19 protein-coding genes are annotated in these 22,644 nt (G+C 74.7%); 15 read left to right on the top strand and 4 right to left on the bottom strand.

Translation table 11 applies throughout. From position 1 onward, the window contains the following. Positions 1-4: 4 nt before the first annotated feature. Positions 5-2,740, bottom strand: coding sequence for a cellulose binding domain-containing protein (locus NFX44_RS04385; RefSeq protein ID WP_262282190.1), 2,736 nt, complete (start codon positions 2,738-2,740; stop codon positions 5-7). A 286-nt stretch (positions 2,741-3,026) separates the two neighbouring features. On the opposite strand from NFX44_RS04385, the gene NFX44_RS04380 reads away from it, so the two are divergent. Then, a complete protein-coding gene (locus NFX44_RS04380) occupies positions 3,027-3,704 on the top strand; it encodes a BON domain-containing protein (RefSeq protein WP_262282189.1) in 678 nt (225 codons plus the stop codon). A gap of 103 nt (positions 3,705-3,807) precedes the next feature. Next, complete coding sequence (locus NFX44_RS04375) at positions 3,808-4,359, top strand: DsbA family protein (protein ID WP_262282188.1); 552 nt, start codon at positions 3,808-3,810, stop codon at positions 4,357-4,359. 12 nt (positions 4,360-4,371) lie between these two features. On the opposite strand, the gene NFX44_RS04370 is transcribed toward NFX44_RS04375, so the two are convergent. Further along, a complete protein-coding gene (locus NFX44_RS04370; RefSeq protein ID WP_262282187.1) occupies positions 4,372-7,302 on the bottom strand; it encodes a LuxR C-terminal-related transcriptional regulator in 2,931 nt (976 codons plus the stop codon). A 162-nt stretch (positions 7,303-7,464) separates the two neighbouring features. Here NFX44_RS04370 and NFX44_RS04365 point away from each other — a divergent pair, with 162 nt between their 5' ends. The 13 genes from NFX44_RS04365 (at position 7,465) to serS (ending at position 21,191) form a co-directional block, all read left to right on the top strand. Then, positions 7,465-7,893, top strand: coding sequence for a hypothetical protein (locus tag NFX44_RS04365; protein ID WP_262282186.1), 429 nt, complete (start codon positions 7,465-7,467; stop codon positions 7,891-7,893). Positions 7,894-7,946: 53 nt separating this feature from the next. Next, positions 7,947-9,122 (top strand): trans-acting enoyl reductase family protein, encoded by a 1,176-nt coding sequence (locus NFX44_RS04360; protein ID WP_262282185.1) that lies wholly within the window; start codon positions 7,947-7,949, stop codon positions 9,120-9,122. Between the two features lie 47 nt (positions 9,123-9,169). After that, positions 9,170-10,243, top strand: coding sequence for a MerR family transcriptional regulator (locus tag NFX44_RS04355; protein ID WP_262282579.1), 1,074 nt, complete (start codon positions 9,170-9,172; stop codon positions 10,241-10,243). 156 nt (positions 10,244-10,399) lie between these two features. Continuing rightward, a complete protein-coding gene (locus NFX44_RS04350) occupies positions 10,400-10,891 on the top strand; it encodes a MarR family winged helix-turn-helix transcriptional regulator (protein ID WP_262282184.1) in 492 nt (163 codons plus the stop codon). Positions 10,892-11,422: 531 nt separating this feature from the next. Further along, positions 11,423-12,529: a TauD/TfdA family dioxygenase gene (locus NFX44_RS04345; RefSeq protein WP_262282578.1), complete on the top strand. Its 1,107-nt coding sequence runs from the start codon at positions 11,423-11,425 to the stop codon at positions 12,527-12,529. A gap of 17 nt (positions 12,530-12,546) precedes the next feature. Beyond that, complete coding sequence (locus NFX44_RS04340; RefSeq protein ID WP_262282183.1) at positions 12,547-14,118, top strand: MFS transporter; 1,572 nt, start codon at positions 12,547-12,549, stop codon at positions 14,116-14,118. Next, on the top strand, positions 14,115-15,044 hold the full coding sequence (locus tag NFX44_RS04335; RefSeq protein ID WP_262282182.1) for a ThiF family adenylyltransferase: 930 nt from the start codon (positions 14,115-14,117) through the stop codon (positions 15,042-15,044). The genes NFX44_RS04340 and NFX44_RS04335 overlap by 4 nt, the downstream gene beginning before the upstream one ends. Positions 15,045-15,121: 77 nt before the next feature. Further along, positions 15,122-15,526 carry an SCP2 sterol-binding domain-containing protein gene (locus NFX44_RS04330; protein ID WP_262282181.1) on the top strand — a complete coding sequence of 135 codons (405 nt, stop codon included), beginning with the start codon at positions 15,122-15,124 and terminating at the stop codon, positions 15,524-15,526. Continuing rightward, the gene (locus tag NFX44_RS04325) at positions 15,523-16,764 is read left to right on the top strand and encodes an acyl-CoA dehydrogenase family protein (RefSeq protein WP_262282180.1); all 1,242 of its coding nucleotides are present in this window, start codon (positions 15,523-15,525) and stop codon (positions 16,762-16,764) included. Before NFX44_RS04330 ends, NFX44_RS04325 begins: the two co-directional genes overlap by 4 nt. Continuing rightward, complete coding sequence (locus tag NFX44_RS04320; protein WP_262282179.1) at positions 16,751-17,689, top strand: hypothetical protein; 939 nt, start codon at positions 16,751-16,753, stop codon at positions 17,687-17,689. The genes NFX44_RS04325 and NFX44_RS04320 overlap by 14 nt, the downstream gene beginning before the upstream one ends. Beyond that, complete coding sequence (locus NFX44_RS04315) at positions 17,686-19,074, top strand: amidase (RefSeq protein ID WP_315974563.1); 1,389 nt, start codon at positions 17,686-17,688, stop codon at positions 19,072-19,074. The genes NFX44_RS04320 and NFX44_RS04315 overlap by 4 nt, the downstream gene beginning before the upstream one ends. Further along, positions 19,071-19,796, top strand: a complete 726-nt coding sequence (locus tag NFX44_RS04310) for a carboxylesterase (protein ID WP_262282178.1) — start codon at positions 19,071-19,073, stop codon at positions 19,794-19,796. Before NFX44_RS04315 ends, NFX44_RS04310 begins: the two co-directional genes overlap by 4 nt. A gap of 108 nt (positions 19,797-19,904) precedes the next feature. Next, complete coding sequence (gene serS, locus NFX44_RS04305; protein WP_262282177.1) at positions 19,905-21,191, top strand: serine--tRNA ligase; 1,287 nt, start codon at positions 19,905-19,907, stop codon at positions 21,189-21,191. Here the strand turns inward: serS and NFX44_RS04300 are convergent. After that, complete coding sequence (locus NFX44_RS04300) at positions 21,175-22,053, bottom strand: cytochrome c biogenesis CcdA family protein (RefSeq protein ID WP_262282176.1); 879 nt, start codon at positions 22,051-22,053, stop codon at positions 21,175-21,177. The two genes, serS and NFX44_RS04300, sit on opposite strands and share 17 nt — an antisense overlap. Further along, complete coding sequence (locus NFX44_RS04295; protein WP_262282175.1) at positions 22,050-22,625, bottom strand: redoxin domain-containing protein; 576 nt, start codon at positions 22,623-22,625, stop codon at positions 22,050-22,052. Before NFX44_RS04295 ends, NFX44_RS04300 begins: the two co-directional genes overlap by 4 nt. Positions 22,626-22,644: the final 19 nt, after the last annotated feature.

Genomic DNA, 22,644 nt, shown 5'->3' with positions numbered 1-22,644 from the left:
CCGGTCAGCGGGCGGTGCAGGAGAGCGCCGGCGCACGGTTGCCGCCGGTGTACGTGCCGGTGAAGCCGGCCGTCGCGACTCCAGCCACGCCGAGGTTGCCGTTCCAGCCGGCGTCCCGCAGCGTCACCGCCGACCCGGTCTGCGTGTACGACCCGTTCCAGACCTGGGTGATCTTCTGGCCGTCCGGGAACGTCCAGGCCACGGTCCAGCCGGCGATCGGGGCGGCGCCGGAGTTGCGCACCGTGACCTCGCCCTGGAAGCCCCCGGGCCAGGAGTTCGTCACCGCGTAGGTCGCCGCGCAGCCGGCGCTGGTCGGCGACGGGCCGGGCGAGCTGGGCGACGGGCTCGGGGAGGTGGGCGTCGGACCCGGCGTGGTCGGGGACGGGCCCGGCGTGGTCGGAGAGGGACCGGGGGTGGTCGGCGTCGGGCCGGGCGTGGCGCCGAGCCGGTCCGCCACGAGGATGCCCCGGCCGTTGGTGCCCAGGTAGACCCGGCCGTAGACGCGCGGGTCGCCGGTGAGCGCCTCGCCCGCGTTGCCGTACCGGTGCTGGTCGTCGTTGATCCGCACCCAGGTCGCGCCGGCGTTGTCCGACCGGTAGACGCCGTGGCTGCCGTCGACGGTGCCGACCGTGAACAGCGCGGGATAGGTCTGCCCGGGGGCGGCCTTCCCGAAGCCCACGTTGACCGCCGAGGTGACCTCGGCCAGCTTCGTGAAGCTCGCGCCGGAGTCGGTCGAGTGCCACAGCCCGCCCTCGCCGGCCAGCCAGACGTCACCCTGGCGGCCGGGCACCGCCTTGACCTTGACCCCCGTGGTGGGCAGGCCACCGGCGGCGGTGGCCGTGAAGCTCGCGCCGCCGTTGGTGCTGACGTGGAACCGCCCGCCGCTGACGCCGTAGAACCTGTTCGGGTCGACCCGGTCGGACTCGACGACCGCGTTGGCCGGGATGCCGGTCGCGGCGGTCCACGAGGAGCCGAAGCCGACCGACCGGACCACCGGCTGACCGGTGTCGCCCGGCGCCCAGACGAACTGGCTGCCGTCGGCGGACGCGGCCACCGTGCCACCGCTGTTGATCCCCGACGGCTCGCTGCCCTGGAACCAGTTCGCCCCGCCGTCGGTGGAGAACGCGACGTGGCTGTCGGCGGGGCGGTCCGCGTCGGTGAAGTTGCCGGCCCGGACCAGCACCGCCGGCCTGGCCTCGGCGTAGTCGAGGCTCGTGGTGCTGGTGAAGACCGGCTGGGTGAACATCGCCGGCGGCACCGCGGCCAGGTCGGTGTGCCGGAAGCCGCCGATGTCACCGAGCGCGCTGACCAGCGGCGCGCCCGAGGGCGGGCTGACCAGGTCGAGCACCGCCGTCTCCTCCAGCCCCCTGACCATGGGCCGGATGGTGACCTGGCCGCCGGTGTCCCACTTCGTCAGGTCGGTGGTGCCGTAGACGGTGGCGCCGGTGCCGTACATCATCCGGTTGCTGTCGAACGGGTCGATCTCCAGCAACTCGTTCATCCAGCCCAGCTTCGGGCTCTCCTCCGGCGGGGACGGGTTGGTGCCGAAGGTCAGCCAGGGCACCGCGGAGATGTCCATCGTGTACTTCTTCGTGCGGTTCGGATAACCGGCGAAGTCCCAGATCCGGGTCCAGGTGGCGCCGCCGTCGGTGCTGCGCCAGAAGATGGCGTCCGGCCACCAGGAGACCTGGGTGGCGACCATCAGGGTGTTCGGGTGCTGCCGGTCGATGGTCAGCCCCGAGTAGCCGAAGTAGGCGTCGGCGCTGGACGACGGGACCGGGCTGATCTGCGTCCAGGCGCCGGTGGCCCGGTTGAACTTCCACACGTCGCCCTTGCCGCCGTCGTACGGGCCGCCGGTGTCGCTCGTGGCGATGTAGAGGTAGCCGCCGACCGGGTCTACCACGCCCTTGTGGGCCAGGTAGCCGGTGGGCTGGCCGGGGATCCGCTGCCAGGTGGCGCCGCCGTCGGTGCTCCGGTAGACCGGGTTCTGCTTGTCGGCCACGCCCACGTAGACGGTCTGGGTGGTGCTGCCGGCCGCACCCGTGCTCCTGTCGAAGCTGACCCAGGTCAGGCCCTGGTTCTGGCTCTGGTAGCCGCTGCTGTCGTTCGGGTCGGCGCGGTAGTTGCCGACGTTGGGGAAGCTGGTCACCTTCGCCCAGGTGACGCCGTAGTCGGTGCTGCGCCACAGGCCGTTGCCGCCCTCGGCGCCGTAGTAGACGATGCTGTTCCGGTTGGGGTCCACGGCGAGGCGCTCCCCCATGCCGCGGCCGGGCATGTTGCCGCCGTTCTTGAACGGCAGCGCGGTCGCCTGCCAGGTGGCGCCCTTGTCGGTGGAGCGCAGGATCGCCCCGTTGTTCGGGTCCCAGTCGTTGGTGTACATGCCGACCGCGGCGTACACCCGGTTGGTCTGCACCGGGTCGGTGGCGAGGCTGACCACGCCGTTCCAGCCCCACCGGTCGGCGCCGACCCAGTCCAGCAGCGGCGTCCAGGACTGGCTCGACTGCTCCCAGCGGTAGGCCCCGCCGATGTCGGTGCGCGCGTAGACGAGGTTCTTCTCGGTCGGGTTGAAGACGATGCCGGGGACGAAGCCGCCGCCGTCGATCCGGACGTTCCGCCAGCTGTACGGCTCGGCCGACGCGGCGGCGGCCGGGGTGACGGGTGCGGCGGCGAGCGGCACGACGACGGCCGCCACGGTGGCGGCCAGCGCGGCCGCGGCCACGCCGGCGAGACTTCTGCGCATGGGCGGTTCCTCTCGGTTGCCCGTGGTGGAAGGGGAGCGACGCGCGTGCCCTGACGACGTCGACGGTTCCTGGGGAGCTGCCCGGGCTCCCCGTCGGCGTGCTGGCTCCCACAGCCGAGGGACATTCACCCTAACCGCTGCGTCGTCGATTATGGAAGCGCTCCCAAGCGGGACACCCGAATCGGGTGAGGGCGGGTCACCCGGTGTGGACGCAGGATCGGGGTTGCGGGACTCCGTGCCGGCGGAGCCCGCCGCACCGCGAACCGATCCCCGGGAGGGAGCCAGCATGGCCACCGCCACGACCACCCGCACCGACCAGGAGATCCAGTCCGCCGTCCTCGACGAGCTCACCTGGGAGCCCCGCGTACGCCCCAACGAGATCGGGGTGACCGTCACCGAGGGGGTGGTGACGCTGGCCGGCTCGGTGGACAGCTACGCCAAGAAGTGGGCCGCCGAGCGGGCCGCGCACCGGGTGCCCCGGGTGCGGGCGGTGGCCAACGACATCGCCGTCCGGATCGCCACCTCGGCCGAGAAGAGCGACCCGGAGATCGCCGTCGCGGCGAGCCGCGCTCTGGAATGGGACGCCTTCGTGCCGATCGAGGCGCTCGACGTGACCGTCGCCGACGGCTGGGTCACCCTGCACGGCGAGGTCGAGTGGGAGTACCAGCGCCGGGCCGCCGAGCGCTCGGTCGCCCGGCTCACCGGCGTACGCGGGGTGAGCAACGGCATCACCGTCCGGCCGAGCGCCCGCCCCGACGGACGTGACCTGGCCGAGCGGATCGTGGACGCCCTCGCCCGCAACGGCGCCACGGAGGCCGAGGGGATCAGCGTGCAGGTGCACGGCGACACGGTGCTGGTGGAAGGGCTGGTCCACTCGGCCGGCGAGCGCGAGGAGATCGAGCGGGTGGTGTGGAACGCGCCCGGTATCCGGGAGGTGCGGAACGAGGTGACCGTGGGCCGCTGAGGCGGACCACCCCGGCCGGGTGATCCCGGCTCACCCCGCCGTGCGCGAGGCTGGGAACCATGACTGATCCGAACGCCACGCCGGATCGGCGGGTGATGGCCCGATGACCACGCCACTGCAGGTCACCACCGCCCGGCTGCGGCTACCGGTGACCGGGACGGACCACACCCGCGGGCCGGCCGACGCGCCGGTCACCCTCGTCGAGTACGGCGACTTCCAGTGCCGGTTCTGCGGGGCCGCCCACACCAACCTGGCCGAGGTGCTGCGCCAGCGCGCCGACACCGTCCGGCTGGTCTACCGGCACTTCCCCATCGCCAACGTCCACCCGTACGCGGAGAGCGCCGCCGAGACGGCCGAGGCGGCCGGCCGGCGGGGCCGGTTCTGGGAGATGCACGACTGGCTCTACGAGCACCAGGACCAGCTCGACCCGGTGCACCTGTCGCTCGGCGTGGAGCAGCTCGGGCTGCCGCCCGACGAGGTCGGCGCGGAGGTGGCGCGCCACGCCCACGCCGACCGGGTCCGGCAGGACTTCGTGGGCGGCATCCGCAGCGGGGTCGACGGGACCCCGACGCTCTTCGTCAACGAGGTGCGGTACGACGGCGGGTACGACCTGGCGGAGCTGCTGGCCGCCGTGGACGCGGCCGCGGACGCCTGAGCCCGGTCGCGGTCAGATCAGCCGCAGCTCGCGCGCCCGCCGGACGGCCTCCCGCCGGCGGGTCGCGTCGAGCTTGCGGTAGATGTTGCGCACGTGGGTCTTCACGGTGTTGACCGACAGCGACAGCTCGCTCGCGATCTCCACGTTGGACAGGATGCTCTGGAGGTAGCGCAGGATCGTCAGTTCCCGCTCGGTGAGTGGCTCGTCCAGGGTCCGCTCCGGGCCGGCCGGGCGCTCCGGCGCCTCGTCGGCCCGCCGCTCGTCGGCCCCGCGGACCAGGTCGCTCACCGTCGCCCAGTGCGCCGTGCCGGCGTCGAGGTGCGCGGCGAGCAGGTCGCGGACCGCCGGCTCGGCGCGGGTGAAGACCCGCCGGTAGCCCTCCGGCTCGGCCAGGTCGAGCACCTGCTCCAGGATCCGCCCGGCGCCGCGGTCGTCGCCTCCGGCGCCGGTCAGCTCCGCGTCGAGCAGCCCGGCGGTGAGCCGCACGGGCAGCGGCCAGGAGTCCGCGTCCGGGCCGGTCCAGTCGGGCAGCGCCCGGCCGGCCGCGCGGGCGTCGCCGGCCCCCAGCCGCAGCCGGGCCAGGGCCACGTCCAGGGCGGCCCGCCCACCGCCGCGGGCGCCGTCCGGCTCCCCGGCGACCGCCGGTCCGCCCGGCCGGGCCGCGCCGGCCGGGGCCGCGCCGGCCGGGTCGGGTGGGGTCGGCGTGTCCGGCTGGCCCGCTCCCGCGTCGGCGAGCAGGGCACGCGCGGTCTCCAGGTCCCCGACGGCGGCCCGCAGCTGGGCCTCGTCGGCCAGCAGCCAGGCCCCCAGCTCCGGGCCGGGCGCCGTCTCCCGGGCCGCGGCCAGCGCGCGCAGGGCCGCGGCCGGCTCACCGCCGGCGGCCAGCAGCCCGGCCCGGCAGAGCGCGGCCAGCGCCGCCCCGCCCGGCTCCGCGGTCGCCGGGCCGGCCAGGCTCAGGTTCGCCGCGGCCTCCGCCGGCTCGTCGCGGTCCCACGCCACCAGGGCCAGCGCGAGGTACGCGTAACCGCAGTCCAGCCGCGCGGACCAGCCCTCGCAGGGCGCCATGGCCAGCGCCTCCCGGGCGGTGCGTTCGGCGGACCGGAGCGCGCCGTGCGCCGCGTCCAGCAGCGCCGACCGGCTCGCGCAGACCAGCTCGGTACGCGGCCGGCCCGCCCGCCGCGCCGCCGCCAGCGCGGCGGAGAACTGTGCGGCGGCCTCGGACAGCTCCCCCTCGGCCAGCGCCACCAGCCCCAGCGCGGTGCCGGCGACCGCCCGCACGTCGGCGTCCTCGGTGGCGCCGGCCCGCGGGTCGTCCCCCGGCGCGGTCGGGGCGGCGGTGGCGAGCAACCGCCCGGCCGCCCGGCGTACCTCGTCGTGGTCCCCGTCGAGCCGGGCCAGGGTCAGCTCCACCGCGGTGGCCAGCCGCCGGAACCGGTCCCGGCGCGGGGCCGGCAGGTCGCGGGCGTGCTCGACGCCCGTCCGAAGCCGTCCCGCGGCCGCCACGTGGTCCCCGGCGTACGCCCGTTCGGCCGCGCCGGCCAGCGCCAGCTCGGGATCGCGGCGCACCGCCTCGACCGGCGGCTCGGGCGGGGCCGGTGCGGCGCGCCCGGTGCGCTCGTACGGCGCCAGCTCGGGCCAGCGGGCGATCAGCAGCTCGGTGGCGGTGTCCCACTCCCCGCCGGCCAGCGCGTGCCGCAGTGCCTCGGCCGGCCGGTCGTGGCCCGCGTACCAGCCGGTGGCGCGCCGGTGCAGCTCGCGCAGCTCGTCGGCGGGGAGCCGGTCCAGCTCGTCGCGGAGCAGGTCGGCCAGGAGCGGGTGGCACCGGTACCAGGGCGGGTTGCCCCCGTCCTGCTGGACGAAGCCGCCCTCCCGGGCCAGGTCGGCCAGCACCTGGCCGGCGTCGGGCCGCCCGGTCACGGCGTCGGCCAGGTCGGCGCAGACGGCGGCGGCCACCGCGCTGCGGCGCAGCACCTCCCGGGCCGCCGGGTCCAGCGGCGCGAGCACCTCGTCGCGCAGGTACCCGGCGACGTCCGCCTGGTCGCCGGCGAACGCGTCGACCGCGCGGGCCGGGTCGGCCTGGGCGCGCAGCGCGAGCGCGGCGAAGCGCAGGCCGGCGGGCCAGCCGCCGGTCCGGTCGGCCAGCCGGGGCACCGCCGCGGCCGGCAGCGGCACGCCGTGCGCGACCAGCAGGTCGGCCACCTCGTCGGGGGTGAACGCCAGCTCCCCCGGCCCCACCTCGGTCAGCTCGCCGGCCAGCCGCCACCGGTGCAGGGCCAGCGGCGGGTCGGTCCGCGCGGCCGCCACCAGGCGCAGCCGTCCCTCGGTGTGCCGTAGCAGGAACTCCAACCCGGTCAGCGCGGCCGGGTCGGTCACCCGGTGCAGGTCGTCCAGGACCAGCAGCACCGGGCGCTCCCGGGCCGCGAGCGCCGCGGCGAGCAGTTCGAGCTGGTCCGGCCGGGGCGGGCCGTCCGGCACCGGCGGCTGCGGCCCCTCGTCCGGGACTCCCTCGGCGGCCGCCCGCAGCGCCGCCGCCAGGTAGGCCCAGAGCCGCTCGCCGGTGTCGCCCTCCTCCACCGTCACCCAGGCCGGCGGCGGCTCGTCCCGCACGGCCCGGGCCCAGCCGGCGAGGAGTGTGGTCTTGCCCCAGCCGGCGGGGGCGAGGACCAGGGTGACGGGCCCGGCGGCGCCCTGGTCGAGCCGGTCCAGCAGCCGGGGCCGGACCAGCACCGGCTCGGGCAGCGCGGCCGGCGCCAGCCGGGACGCCAGCAGGGGCGCGCCCACCGCCCCGAGGCCGCCCGCCGACCCGCCTCCGCCGGGCACTCCGCCGACCCCCACCGCCCCGGCGCCCCCGCCCGGCGGGAGCGGCGGGTCGGCGGCGTCCGTCGCCCCGGCCCCGTCGGTCGGTGTCGCGGCGACCTCGACGCGGTCAGCCTCCTGCGGCATGCGGCCCCTCCCCCGGTCGGTGCGGGCAGCGGTTACCCGGACCGGGCCGGTTCACCCCTTCCGGGCGAGCCGGTGTCACCCGGTCCGGTCGCAGGGTGGAGGCACGCGGGCGGCCGGCCATGATGCCGGCCGCCCGGGACCCGCGAGGACGGGAGGGACCGGGTGGCACGGATGGGACGCCTGGCGGGCGGCGGGCTGGCCGTCGTGGTCGCGGGCGCCCTCGTACACCGGCGCCGGCGCCGAGCGCCCACGGCCGTGCCCGGCCCGCGGCCCGGGCGCTGGGAGGTGGTGACGGTGGCCGGCCGGCCCGAGGAGGTCCTGCCGACCGGGCGCCGGCCGGAACCGCTGCACCGGCTCGGCGGCGCGGTCGAGCTGTCCGCGCGCCCCGCCCCCGGCGGGCGCGGCACCGAACTGGCGGCCCGCCTGCCCGCCGGTGGGCCGGCGATGCTGCCGGGGCTCGCCGCCCACCTGGTCGGTGACGACCCCTGCCGGTTCCTGCGCCAGGCGCTGCGGGAGACGCAGCAGCTCGTGGAGACCGGGGAGGTGCTGCGGGCGGACCGCTCCCCGCCGGAACGGCCGGCCGCGGGCTGAGGCGGGGCGCCGCACCCCGTGATCCGGACGGCCGCGGATGGCACACTCGGCGGATGCGCGACGACCGCCCGTACGACCTCGTCCTCTTCGGCGCCACCGGCTTCACCGGCGGCCTCACCGCCGAGTACCTCGCCCGGCACGCCCCGGACGGGCTGCGCTGGGCGCTGGCCGGCCGCAACCCGGGCAAGCTGGCCGGGGTGCGCGACCGGCTGGCCGCCATCGAGCCGGGCCTGGCCGAGCTGCCGCTGCTCACCGCCGACGTCACCGACCCGGCGTCGCTTCGTGCCGTGGCGGAGACCGCCCGGGTGGTCGCCAGCACCGTCGGCCCGTACATCCACCACGGCGAACCGCTGGTCGCGGCCTGCGCCGCGGCCGGCACCGACTACCTCGACATCACCGGCGAGCCGGAGTTCGTCGACCTCATGTACGTGCGGCACCACGCCGAGGCGGTGCGCACCGGGGCACGGCTGGTGCACGCCTGCGGCTTCGACTCGATCCCGCACGACCTGGGCGCCTGGTTCACCGTCAAGCAGCTTCCGGCCGACGGGCCGGTCACCGTGGACGGTTACGTCCGGGCCGGCGGGCGGTTCTCCGCCGGCACGTACCACTCGGCGCTCACCGCGTTCTCCCGCACGGGCGAGATGAGCCGGGCGGCGAAGGCCCGCCGGGCGGTCGAGCCACGGCCGGAGGGCCGCCGGGTCCGGGCGGTGCCCGGCCGGGTCGGCCGGGTGCGGGAGTTCGGCCAGTGGGCGGTGCCGCTGCCCACCATCGACCCGCAGGTGGTCCGCCGGTCGGCGGCGGCCCGCCCGGAGTACGGCCCGGACTTCACCTACCGCCACTTCGCCGCGGTGAAGCGGCTGCCCACCGTGCTGGCCGCCGGCGTGGGCCTGGCCGGCGTGGTCGGGCTGGTGAAGCTGCCGCCGACCCGGCGCTGGCTGCTCGGCCGGCTCTCCTCCGGCCAGGGGCCGAGCGCCGCCCAGCGGGCGAAGTCGTGGTTCCGGGTCCGGTTCGTCGGCACCGGCGGCGGCCGGACCGTACGCACCGAGGTGGCCGGCGGCGACCCCGGCTACGACGAGACCGCCAAGATGCTCGCCGAGTCCGCGCTCTGCCTGGCCCTCGACGACCTGCCCCCGACCGCCGGGCAGGTGACCCCGGTGACCGCCATGGGCGACGCCCTGCTCGACCGGCTGGTCCGGGCCGGGATCACGTTCCGGGTGCTGGACGCTTGACCCTCGACCGGGTCGAGGGCCCAGGATCCGGCGTCGTGGAGAGCGAACTGCGCAGCATCGGCGAGCTGGCCCGGGCCAGCGGGCTGACGGTGAGCGCGCTGCGGTTCTACGACCGGTCCGGCGTGCTCGTTCCGGCGCTGGTCGACCCGGTGACCGGCTACCGCTGGTACACCGACGACCAGGTGGCACCGGCCCGCCTCGTCGCCGGCCTGCGCCGGGTCGGCATGCCGCTGGTCGGGATCGCCGAGGCGCTGCGGCACCGGCACCGGCCGGCCCTGGTGCACCGGCTGCTGGACGCGCACCTGCGCCGACTGGAGGACGGCCTCGCCGACGCCCGCCGTGAGCTCTCCCGGATCCGCACCCTGATCGATCCGGAGGAGAACCCCATGACCGCCACCCGACTCGTCCTGTCCCGCGCCGAGCTGGCCGCCGCCGTGGACGCCGTCCGGTTCGCCGTCGGCGCCGACCCGGAACTGCCGGTGCTCTCCGGCGTGCTGCTGGAGGTCGAGCCGGACGGCGTCCGGCTGGTCGCCACCGACCGGCACCGGCTCGCCGTGGCGTGGGCCGGCGGGAAGGTCGACGGCCCGCCCGTACGCGCGCTGGTGCCCGTGGACGCGGTCGACGCGCTGCGCGCCCTGCTCGACACCGGCGCGGGGAGCACCCCGGAGGCGCACCTCCTGGTGGCCCCGGACCGGGTCGAGGTCTCGGTGGCCGGCCGGCCGGTGACCGCCGCCGCGCTCCCGTACGACTTCCCGGACTACCGCCGGCTGCTGCACGGGCAGGTCGGCGACCCGCCCACCCACCGGATCCCGGTCGACGTGGCGGCGCTGCGCCGGGCGCTCACCGCCGAGGGCGTCCCGGTGCTGCTCCGGGAGTACGCGGGGGTCGACCACGAGGTGGTCGTGCTCGGCCTGGACGACCGGGACGGGCTGCGCGTGGTGGGGCCCGACACCCCGGACGGCCTGCGGGTGGCGGTGAACCGGGAGTACCTGCTCGACGCGCTGGACGCCGGCGGCCGGGGCCAGCTCGTGCTGGAGCTGGACGGGCCGATCGCCCCGCTGGCCGTGCGCCGCCCCGACGACGGCGACGCGTTCTCCATCCTCATGCCGGTCCGCCTCTGAGGCGCTGATCGCCGCCGCCGGGCGCGCGGCCCGGGCCGATCCGCTGCTCAGGGTGCCTGTGTCGAGTGTCGGGTACTCCCGCGCCGTGCGACAGTGGCCCTGAGGTCGGCCGTGCGCGGGTACCGACCGGGACGGACAGCGCGGGAGGAACCGTCAGTGGGCACGACCAGCAGGGCCGACGTGGCGCGGCAGCAGGAGATCAACGGGCGGGTCAGCACCCTGCTCCAGCACGCGGCGTCGGTGATGGTCGTCCGGAAGGCGGACTGCCTGGCGCCGTTCGACCTCACCGTCACGCAGTACACCGCGATGCTGATGCTGCGGTGCAATCCCGGGTCGTCGAGCGCGCAGCTCGCTCGCCTGTGCCGGGTCACGCCCCAGTCGATGAGCGTGGTGACCGCCGCCCTCGAGAAGCGCGGGCTGGCCCAGCGGACTCCCGCGGCGATCCATCCCCGGGTCCTGGCGTTGACCCTGACCCGTCGGGGCGCCGCCCTGCTGGCCCGGGCCGACCTCGCCGCCCGCGAGGTCGACGCCCGCTACGAGGAGGAGTTCACGGCGGACGAGCTGGCCGCCCTGCGGCACCTGCTGGAGCGGGCCCGGCGGGTGCTCGACGACCCCGAGAAGTCGGCCAGGCCGGCCTCCGGCGGGTGACTTCCGGCGGTCCGGGCCGCTGCGGCGGGAAATGTTAGGCGCGTCACTCGACCCGGTCCGGAAGTCGTGAAATCAGCAGATTCATAAGTTTGTCCGTTAGCCGGCGATGGCAGCGAAATGGCTCCACGCCGAGGCTCCCGTCCTGTCACATTCACGCAACATCGTTGACTGATTCGACGGCGCGGAACAGCGGCCGGCTCCCCCCATCGCACCGGCTGCCGCCGTTCGCCCCAGCCTGCCGACCTGCCGATCCTTCCCCTCCTTCCGGCCTCCGGCCGGGGTGGCGGCCAGGAGATGACGCCGGCTGGGAAATTTGACTCGTCAGTCGTCCCAGCGGCTGGAAACGCGCTCGCAATATCGCCAGGAGCGTTGCTCCACCGCATATGTGTGCTTCGTTCAATCATTCACCGCCGAGATGTCGACGACCTGACATTGCTTTTCCCCGTCCTTCCCGAGCAATTGATGTAGTGTGATTCGCGATCAGGATCCTGAGCGTGATCAGTTGACTGAGACGGGGGAGGACCTGTGTCGATGGACAAGGTCGCCATGGTGACGGACGACGAGGGCCGCTCGTGGCCCGTCAGGCGGGCGGGGCGCGCGGCTTTCGTGCTGGCCGACGACGACCGCGAGTGCCTGCGGACGGTGGCGCGGGGGATCGCCGCCCGGCATGCGAGCCGGCCCTCAGGTCTGCACCTGGACGACGACGACCTGATGGTCGACTGCAAGTTGCGGATGCTGCGCGAGGGACCGGAAACGCTGGTGCGCGCCCTCACCCAGTTCCGCTACCGCAGCAACCCGGACGGGATGCTGCTGCTGCGCAACGTGCCGATCGACGACGTGCTGCCGCCCACGCCCGAGCAGGGCAACTACGACGGTGACTGGCAACGGCTCGAGGTCGCGACGATGACCCAGCTGGCGGTCATGAACATCCTCGGCGACGTGATCTCGTACGCCGACGAGAAGGCGGGCCGGATCATCCAGGACGTCGCGCCCGTGCTCGGCGCCGAGAAGCGGCAGGAGAACACCGGCAGCTGCTTCCTGGAGCTGCACACCGAGGACGGTTTCCACCCGCAGCGGCCACGCTTCATCAGCCTGCTCGCCCTCCGGCCGGACCACGAGCGGGCGGCGCTCACGCTGGCCAGCGGCATCCGCCGCGCGCTCGCCGGGTTGGACGGCGGGACCCGGGAGGTGCTCACCCAGCCGATCTACCGGATCCGGCTGGCCAGCTCCTTCGTGGGCGATCGGGAGGACGTCTACGCCGGGCCGGTCCCGGTGCTCAGCGGGTCGCCATTCGATCCGGAGCTGTGCGTCGACTTCCACGCGATGACCACCGAGGACCCGGATGGCCGGCGAGCGCTGGCCAGCCTGCGCCGGGCGATGCTGACCAACCTGGTCGGCCACGTCCTCGAGGCCGGGGACCTGCTCATCGTCGACAACGACAAGGCGGTGCACGGTCGCACCGGCTTCGCCGCCCGGCACGACGGCCAGGACCGGTGGCTGCGCCGCTCCTTCGCCGTGCCCGACCTCCGCCGGTCGACCGCGGATCGGATGCCGCGCTCGCACGTGCACCGGCGGATCTTCAAGTCCGGGACCGATCTGTCGCGCGTCGACCGGCGCCCCGCCTACAGCAACGACTAGACAAGGAACACATCACAATGACGACGAGATCGGAACGTCAGGGCCTGCTGCTCGTGGTCGTCGGCGCCTGCTTCCTCATGGTGATGATGGACAACACCATCCTCAACGTGGCACTGCAGGCCATCCAACGGGACCTGCGGGCCGACAACTCCCAGCTCCAGTGGGCGGTCGACTCCTACATTCTGGTCTACGCCTCGCTGATGTTCACCGCCGGCGTGATCGCCGACCGGTGGGGGCGGCGGCGCACCCTCGCCGTCGGCCTCGCCGTGTTCGCCGTCGCCTCGGCGTTCTCGGCCTTCGCCGACAGCCCGGACGCCCTGGTCCTGTGGCGTGCCGTGATGGGCATCGGCGGCGCGGTGGTGCCGCCGGCCACCCTGGCCATCATCAAACACGCGGTGCCCGAGGAGGAGCACGGCAAGGCCATGGGGATCTGGGCGGCGCTCGGCGGGCTGTCCGTGGCGTTCGGCCCCATCCTCGGCGGCGCCCTGCTGGAGCGGTTCTGGTGGGGCTCGGTCTTCCTGATCAACGTGCCGGTGGCGGCCGCCTGTCTGGCGCTGCTGTTCGTCGTGGCCCGGGAATCCCGGTCCACCGCCCGGTTCCACCTCGATCTGCCGGGTCTGCTGCTGTCCACCGCCGCGATCGCGGCCATCGTCTACGGGGTGATCCGGGCCGGCGAGGACAACGACTGGTTCGCGCCGGCCTCCGCCGGGATGGTGGCGCTCGGTGTCGTGCTGACGGCCGTGCTGATCCTGGTGGAACGGCGCACCGCGCACCCGGTGCTCGACGTGAGCCTGTTCCGCAGCGCGCCGTTCGCGGGCGGCACCACGGCCGTGTCGCTCGCGTTCTTCGCCCTCACCGGCGGGACGTTCCTGCTGGTCTTCTACGTGCAGCTGGTGCTCGGCCACACTCCGCTGGAGCTGGGTCTGATCCTGCTGCCGGTCGCGGTGGGCAGCGTGCTGTCGGCCGTCACCAGCGCGGGGATGGTGCGGCGCTACGGCTTCCGGCTCACCGTGAGCGGGGGCCTGGTGCTGCTGGCCGTGTCGTTCGCCGGCCTGCTCCTCGCCACCGCCACCTCGCCGCTGTGGCGCCTGGAGGCCAGCCTCCTGGTGGCCGGCCTCGGCATGGGCTTCGTCATGGGCGCCACGACCACGCTGGCGATGTCCGCCGTGCCCACCCAGAAGGCGGGAGTCGGCGGCGCGGTGAACAACACCGTCCGGCAGGTCGGCGCCGCGCTCGGTGTCGCCGTGATGGGCTCGGTGCTGTCGATGGCCTACCGCGACCGCGCCGCCACGGTGCTCGACGCGCTGCCGCCCGGGCAACGCGAGCGGGCCGGGGATTCCCTCGGGGCGACGCTGTTCGCCCTCGGCGGCCGGCCCCCGGCGGGTGCGGCCGGCCCCGAGACGCTCGCGCTGGCGGACCGCGCACGGGACGCCTTCGTGGGCGCGATGCACGTGACCCTGGGGGTGGGCATCGGGGTGCTGCTCGTCGGCGCGCTGCTGGTGCTCGTCTGGGTTCCCTCGCGGCTCACGCCGCGGCCGGCGGCGCAGGACCTGCCGATGGACTCCGCGCTGACCGGGGAGACGCGATGACCGGGACACTGATCGACCAGGACGTCAGCTCGCCGCAGGCGGCGCGGGCACTGCCGCCCGACGAGTTCCAGCGCATCTTCGTCGACCGCAACCGAGGTGTCGTGGCCGCGGAGGACCAGGCCCGGATCTCCGCCGCCCGGATCCTCGTGGCCGGCTGCGGGTCGATCGGTGGCGCCGCCGTGGAACCGCTGGTACGACTCGGCTTCCGGTCCCTGGCGCTGGCCGACCCGGGCAGTTACGAGCTGACGAATCTCAACCGGCAGAACGCCACGGTCGACGACCTGGGCCGGAACAAGGCGGCCGTGGCGGCCGACCGGGCCCGGGCGATCAACCCGCACGTGGCGGTCGAGGTGGCCACGGACGGGGTCAGCGAGGAGACGGTGGACGCGCTGCTCGCCGGCGTCGACGTGGTCATCGACGGCGTGGACGTCACCACCCGTTCGGGGCTCGCGGCGAAGGGCCTGCTGCACGAGCGGGCCCGGGACCTTGGCCTGCCGTTGATGACCGGATGGGACATGTCGGGCACTCAACATGTCCGGGTCTACGACTACCGACGGGAGCAGCGGCTCTTCGGCGGTGCGGTGACCCGGCGGCAGCTCGACGAGATGCCGCTGTGGGAGCTGCTCGCCCGCCTGGTGCCCGCTCGTAAGGTGCCGCGGGATCTGGTCGGCCTCATCCGGCGCGGGCTGCATCGGGAGGAGTTCACCTTCCCGCAGCTGGTGCAGGCGGCCGACATGTTCGGCGTCCTGGCGGCGACGCTCACGGTCCGCCTGGTGACCGGGCGGCCGGTGCCCGCGTCGGCGACGGTCGACGTCCACCGTCTCGCCATGCCGTCCGGCGAGCGGCTGTGGGATCGGCTCCGCCAACCGGTCGAGGTGGCCGGCCTGCTGCTCGCCATGACCCGCGGAGCCCGTCGCCGCCGCTGAGCCGCCCGGGCGCCCGCGCATCGCCCCCTCCGGGGCAAGCGAATCGAAGTCTATCGATTTCTAGGGGAGGAATCGCCATGTCCGTCTACCCAGACTCGTCCACCGCCTACGCGGTCTTCGGCGAGCTGTTCACGATTCTCGCCGCCGACGAGGAGTTCACCGAGCGGCTGCGTGACGCCGACCTGACCCTCCGTCTGGTGCACACCAAGCCGGACTGCGTCATCCACGTCACGCCGGACCAGGTCCGGTTCGGCGACGACGCGCCGGAGGACGCCTCCGTGACCATCAAGATGAGCTGCGACACCGCCCACCGGCTGTGGTCGGGCACCCTGCTGATGCCCGCGGCCGTCGCCCTCGGCAAGGTGCGCATCAAGGGCAAGGTGGCCAAGGTCCTCGAACTGGTGCCGATCCTGCAGCCCGCCTTCGACCGCTACCCGCAGCTCGTCGCGGCGCAGGGCCTGGTGGACGGGGCCGCGAAGTGACGGCGACCACCGTACGGGCGGAGACCGCCGCGGAGGCGGACCTGAACTTCGACCAGATCCCCCGGTCGGTCCAGCGGTTCGTGGACGGGGTCCGCGAGTTCGCCCAGGAAGTTCTCGCGCCGCGCGCCGTGCGACTCGACCAGCAGGCCGCCGAGGAGTTCGACTGGGAGGTCATCCAGGCCGGGCACGACATCGGGCTGACCCGCGCGCTGCTTCCCCGCGAGTTGGGCGGGCTGGGGGTCGGGGTGCTGGGCCTGGCCATGGCCATGGAGGAGCTGGCCGCCGCCGATCCGGGCATCGCCCTGGCCTTCGGCGCCACCATGCTCGGTCAGACCCCCGTCCTGCTCACCGGCGATCCCGACCTGCAGCAGCGCTACCTGTCCGACTTCGCCGGGCCCCGGGCGATCCTGGCCTGCAACGCGGTCGCCGAGGAGGAGGCGGGCAGCGACCTGGTCATCCCGCAGCACTTCCCCGACGCCCGGATGCGCACGACGCTGCGCCGCGACGGGGACGGCTACCGGCTCAACGGTCACAAGCGGTTCATCACCAACGGCGCCGTCGCGACCTTCTCGGCCGTCTACGCCAACCTTGAGGGTCACCCCGGCGCCACCGGCCTGACCTGCGTCATCGTGCCGCTCGACGCGCCCGGGGTACGCCGCGGCGACGTGCTGGACAAGATGGGCTACCGCAACTGCCTCGGCAGCGAGCTCTGGTTCGACGACGTCCACGTGCCGGCCCGCGACGTGGTGGGCGGCGAGTGCCAGGGCGCCGCCATCAACGTGGCGCAGGGGAACATGGCCCGGTCCTCCGTCGCGGCGATCTCCACGGGCATCGCCCGGCATGCCCTCGACATGGCGGTGCACTGGGCCGGTGAGCGCGTGCAGGGCGGCAAGCTGCTGCGCGACCACCAGATGACCGCGCGCCGCCTGGCCGACATGGCCGTCAACGTGGACGCCGCGCGGCTGCTCTACCAGCGTGCCGCCGTCAAGGTCGACACCCAGCTGCCCGCTCCCGAGCGGGAGCCGGCCATGGCGAAGCTCTTCGCCGACCGGGTGGCCATCGAGACGGCCAGCACGGCCGTCGCGCTCATGGGCTCCCGCGGCTACATGCGGTCCTACGGCCTGGAGAAGGTCCTCCGCGACTCGTTCGGCACCCGGATCTTCGAGGGCACGCCCGAGGCGCTGGCGTTGGCGATCACCGACTGCCTCTACCGGGACGACGACGATGACGACTTCTAAACTCACCGCGGTCCCCGGCGACCAGCACCGGGACGGGCCACTGGACCTCACGTACGCGCGGGCGCTGGTCGCCCTGCACCGCTCCCTGCGCTATCCGGATCTTCCGACGACGGTCGGCGCGGCGGCGCTCAGCCGGGTCGAGCAGCTGGGCGACGGGCTCACCACTGTCGCGTTCAGCTCCGACGCCGTGGAGGAACGCCACCTGCAGGCGGTGTTCGGGTTCCGCCTGGCCGAGTTCATCGACCTGTCGATGATGAGTTCGCAAACGGCGCGGGAGACGGCGTTGCTGGCGGAGCCACCGGACTCGACGGTCGTCCACACGGTGTGCCTGGACGCCGACGGCCGGATCCTCGGCTACGTGGGTCTGCTCGGCTCGCGGGACGTGCTGCCGCGACGGCTGGACGACCCGGCGCGGAGCCGCTTCCCGGTCGAGGCCGCGCACGGGGTGGACCTGCTCGCCCCGTTCGCCGAGCGGGGGCTCACCACGCAGCAGGTCTTCGAGATCAAGCGGTTCGTGCGGGCCGGGGACGTGCCCGCCGGCCAGACGCGGGACCGGGTGCCCTGGCACCTCATCTTCGCGTTGGGCCGGTCGGTGCTGGCGATGGGGCGACCGCTGCTCGTGGGTGACAGCCGCGAGAACGGCGCCCTGCGTCACCTCCGGCTCATCGGGTTCGATCCGCTGGTCATCCCGGACACGAGGCCCACGCTGCCGCGCACGTCGCTGATGTGGTCGAGCTACCTGGTGCCGGTGCCGGCGGTGCCGTTCGCCAGCCTGGTGCCGGAGGACCTCGCGCGTTCTCTCGATGCCATCGAGGACGGGCTGGCCGGCGCCCACGACGAGTCCTGGCAACGACGGCTGATGGCGCGGCTGTCCGCGAATCGGCGCGGTCGCCGCCAGGCCGGGTCGGGGGAGGTCGTCTCGTGAGGGCGCTGCACGAGCTGTCCGCGACCGAGTGCGCCCGGCTGATCCGGTCCGGGTCGGTGACGTCGGTCGAGGTGACCGCGCACCACCTGGACCGGATCCGGCGGCTGGACCCCGAGCTGGGTGCCTTCGTGACGGTCACCGAGGACCTCGCGCTCCGCCAGGCGGAGGAGGCCGACGCGGTGCTCCGCGCGGTGGGTCCGGGCGACGTCGGCGCCCTGCACGGGGTGCCGATCGCGCTGAAGGACAACCTCGACGTCGAGGACGTGCTCACCGGGTGGGGCTCGGCGGAGCGGGACGACGAGGCGGTCGGCGACGACAACGTGGTGGCCCGGTTGCGGCGGGCGCACCTGCCCGTCCTGGGCAAGACGCACCTGCCCGAGTTCGCCCTGCCCTGCTACACGGAGAATCTCGTGGGCGGGGACACGGCGAACCCCTGGCGGTCCAGCTTCTCACCCGGGGGCTCCAGCGGCGGTTCGGCGGCGGCGGTCAGCGCGGGTCTGGCGCCGCTGGCCCTCGGCACCGACGCGGGCGGCTCGGTGCGCATCCCGGCCTCCTGCTGCGGGCTCGTGGGGGTGCGCCCCAGCAACGGCGCCGTGAGCAACGGGCCCTCGGACCCGGCGCCCACCGGCCTGTCCGTGCCGGGGGTGCTGGCCCGGGACGCGCTCGACGCGTCCGCCCTGCTGGACGTGGTCACCGGCGCCATGGCCGGGGACCTGACCGCCGCCCGCTCGTGGTCCGACCCGGGGCGACGTCTCCGGATCGGGTTGACCACCGACCCGATGATTCCGGACCTGGTGGTGGCCGAGGAGTGCGCGGCCGCCGCGGAGAAGCTCGCCGTGAGCCTGCAGGAGTCGGGGCACGAGCTGGTCCGGGTGGACCTGGGCCAGGACGTGGCGGTGGCCGCGGCCTTCCGGGACGTGTGGTCGGTGGTCGCCACCTCCTTCGAGGTCGACGACGAGGACAACCTCACCCCGTTCACCCGCTGGCTGCGGGAGCAGGGGCGGATGGTGACCGGCACGCGCCTGCACGAGTGCCTGACCCTGTTCCGCGGCGTGGCCCGGATGCTGGAGGACATGGTCTTCGGCACGGTGGACCTGCTGGTCACGCCGACGCTCGGCCGGCCACCGCAGGCCCGCGGGGCGTTCCGCCGGGCCCGCGACGAGGAGGAGAACTTCCAGGCCATGACGCGGTTCATGCCGTTCACGCCGATGTACAACATCGCCGGGATGCCGGCGGTCAGCGTGCCGGTCAGCGTGGTCGACGGGCTGCCCGTCGGCGCGATGGTCGGCGGCCCGTACGGCAGCGAGCGGCGGATCCTGCGCGAGGTGGCCGAGGTGCAGGCCCGGGCGGGCGCCACGACCGGGCTCGCACCGGGGTGGGCGTGACGGCGCCGGTGGCCGGCGGGGCCGTGCTGCTGCACGGGTTCGCCGGCTCCCCGTCGAGCATGCACCCCTTCGCCGGGGCTCTGGCGCCGCATGTGGGCCGGGTGGCCGTGCCGGTGCTCCGGGGCCACGACACCCGGTGGTCGGATCTGCGGGCGGTGAGCTGGCGGGACTGGTGCGACGACGCGCACACCGCCGTCGACGACGTGGCGGGGGCCGGCCCGGTGGCCGTCGTCGGTCTCTCCATGGGCGGGGCGTTGGCGCTCCGGCTGGCGGCCACGCATCCCGCCGTCAGTCACGTCGTCCTGGTCAATCCGTCGATCACGATGAAGAATCCCCTGCTGCCGTTGCTGCCGGTGCTCCGGCACGTGGTGCCCAGCATCGCCAACGAGCGGCCGCAGGTGCGGGACCCGTCGGCGCGGTACGCGGGTTACCGGCGCATCCCCCTCGCCGCGGTGCAGCAGATGACCCGGCTCTGGGCGGACGTGCGGCCGCGGCTTCCGGCGGTCACGCAGCCGGTCCGGGTGTTCCGTTCGCTGGCGGACGGGCCGGCCGGCCTGCGGTCGGTGGAGGTGATCCGGCGCGGGGTGCGCTCGGCGGATCTGGTGGAGGTGCCGCTCGCCCGGAGCGGGCACGTGGCGACCCTGGACTACGACGCCGAGCTGATCTTCGCGCACACCACGGCGTTCCTCACCGGCCGCCCGGCTCCGCCCGTCGGCACGTAGCGCGACCCGTCGGGACGGGCATCCGCCGCCCGGCCCGGGCGCGACGGGCCGCGACGGTAGCATCTGGGGGTCCTACCTGACTGCCTGGACGGAGGCGTACGGAGCAGCATGCTCGACATGGAGTTGATCCGGAAGGATCGCGAGGCGGTGGCGACCGCGCTGGCGAAGCGTCTGGATCCCGCCGAGGTCAACCGGGCGCTGGACGACATCCAGCGGCTCGACCAGGAACGCCGCGCCCTCATCACGGAGATCGACGCCGAGCGGCAGCGGCGCAAGGCCGAGGCGCGGGCGTACGCCGAGGCGAAGCGGTCCGGCCTCACGCCGGAGCCGGTCGCGCCGGAGGCCGAGCGCAAGCAGCTCGCCGAGCTGGAGTCCCAGCTGGACGAGGTGCAGTCCCGGCTGCGCACCACCATGAGCGAGCTGCCCAACCTGCCCGCCGACGACGTGATCGCCGGTGGCAAGGAGTCCAACCGGGTGGTCCGCACCTTCGGCGAGCCGCCGGCCGTCGAGAAGGTCCGGGACCACGTGGAGCTGAGCCGGGCGCTCGGTCTGGTCGACCACGAGCGCGGGGTGAAGCTCGGCGGCTCCGGTTTCTGGATGTACACGGGCCTCGGCGCCCGGCTGGAGTGGGCGCTGGTCAACTGGCTGATCGAGCAGAACATCCAGGCCGGCTACGAGTTCCTGCTCCCGCCGCACCTGCTGCTGGACAGCGCCGGCTTCGCGGCCGGACAGTTCCCGAAGTTCTACGACGACGTCTACCACCTGGACAAGCAGTCCGCCCCGCGCGGCCAGTTCCTGCTGCCCACCGCGGAGACGGCGATCCTCGGCGCGTTCCAGGACGAGATCCTGGAGACCGCGAAGCTGCCGCTGAAGGCGTTCGCCTACACGCCGTGCTACCGGCGCGAGGCGGCCGGTTCGCACTCCGACGAGCGCGGCACGGTGCGCGGCCACCAGTTCAACAAGGTGGAGATCTTCCAGTTCACCCTGCCGGAGCAGGCGAGCACCGCGCTGGAGGCCATGGTCGGCCACGTGGAGGGTCTGGTCGAGAAGCTGGGCCTGCACTTCCAGACCAGCCTGCTCGCGGCGGGCGACTCCAGCGCCGCCATGAAGAAGACCCTCGACGTCGAGGTCTGGATGCCGAGCACCGGCAAGTACAAGGAGGTGTCGTCGGTCTCCTGGGGCGGCGACTACCAGGCCCGCCGGGCGGCCATCCGCTACCGGGAGCCGGGCGGCAAGCAGACCCGCTTCGTGCACACCCTCAACGGGTCGGCGCTGGCCACCAGCCGGCTCTTCCCGGCCATCCTGGAGCAGTTCCAGCAGCCCGACGGCTCGGTCGTGGTGCCGGAGGTGCTCCGCGACAAGCTCGGCACGGACCTGCTCACCCCGGTCCGCTGACCGCCTGACGCGCGGCGGGGGCCGGCTCGTCCGGGCCCCGCCGGCGTCGCCACCGCAGGCCGGCCGCCAGCAGCAGCACCAGCACGGCCGCGAGAAGGGCCGGGCCGGCCGTGTCCACGGCGCGGACCAGGGCCTGCTGCACGCGGGCGGCGGCCAGCACGACCGGATCGCCGAAGGCGTCGTGGCGGCCCCGGGCGAGACGCACCTCGTACCAGCCGTACCAGGCGACGTAGCCGCCCGCGACCAGAAGTATCAGGCCGCTGAGGCGGGGCACCCACGCGCCCGCGCCACGCAGCCCGGCCACCAGCCGGCCGCGCAGCAGCGCCACGCCGAGCGCGGCCACGCCGACCACCAGGCCCATCCCGATCGCGTACGCGCCGAAGAGCGCCAGCCCGCGCAGCGGCGAGCCGGCCCGCAGGCTGGTCACCACGATCGCCAGGAACGGCGCGATGGAGCAGGTCAGCGAGGTCAGCGCGTACGCCGCCCCGAACAGGACCATGGCCGGCCAGGTGCGGGTGAGCCGGGGCGCCCGGGCGAACGGGCGGGGGGCGGGCAGCCGCCGGCCGGCGAGCAGCCAGCAGCCGGCGAGCGCCAGCAGCACGCCGAGGGTCACGGTCAGCCAGGGCAGCCGGGGGCGCAGCCAGTCGGCGAGGGGCGCGACGGCCAGGCCGAAGGCGCCGAAGACCAGCGCGTACCCGAGGGTCAGCCCGGCCGTGGCGGTGAGCGCGCGGCCGACCGCGCCGCGCCCGTCGGCGGGGCCGGCGACCAGCAGCGACAGGTACGCGGGCAGCATGGCGAAGCCGCACGGGTTGACCGCGGCGAGCATGCCCGCAGTCAGCGCGAGCAGCAGCCCGCCGGTCATCCCCGGGCCAGCGCGTCGACCTGCCGGGTGAGTGACTCGCCGTCCAGGAAGCCCTGGTGGACGACCCGGCCGTCGCGGTCCACGATCACGAAGGTGCTCTGCTCGACCACCTCGAACCGGCGCCACAGCGCACCGGACCGGTCGTCGAGCTGCGGGGTGCCGGCCAGCTCGAACTCGCTGACGAACTCCTTCATGGCCTTCTGCTCGCCCAGCCCGGCGACGCCGACGATCGGCACGGTGTCCCGGTACTTCGGGGCGATCTCGGCGACCGTCCACGCCTGGCTGGCGCAGGTGGCGCACCAGGGCGCCCAGAACCAGAGCACCACCGGCTTCCCGGCCAGGGCGGCGGCGGAGAACGCCGTACCGTCGAGGGTCTTCGCGGTGAACGACAGCGTCTCCGGCACCTGGGCCGGGACCACCGGGGCGGCCGGCGACGCGGACCCGGCCGGCGCGGGGGCCACCGCGCCGACCGGGATGGTCCGCTCCGGCCCGACCGCGCAGGACGCGGCGCCGGGCAGGGTGGCGGCCAGCACGGCGGCGGTGACCAGTCGGCGGGCGGTACGTGGGCGCATCCGCGTCTCCTCCGGTTGG

Source organism: Micromonospora sp. MA102, assembly GCF_025460765.1.
Taxonomy (GTDB): Bacteria; Actinomycetota; Actinomycetes; order Mycobacteriales; family Micromonosporaceae; genus Micromonospora; species Micromonospora halotolerans.
This window is presented reverse-complemented; position numbering and strand designations above follow the sequence as displayed.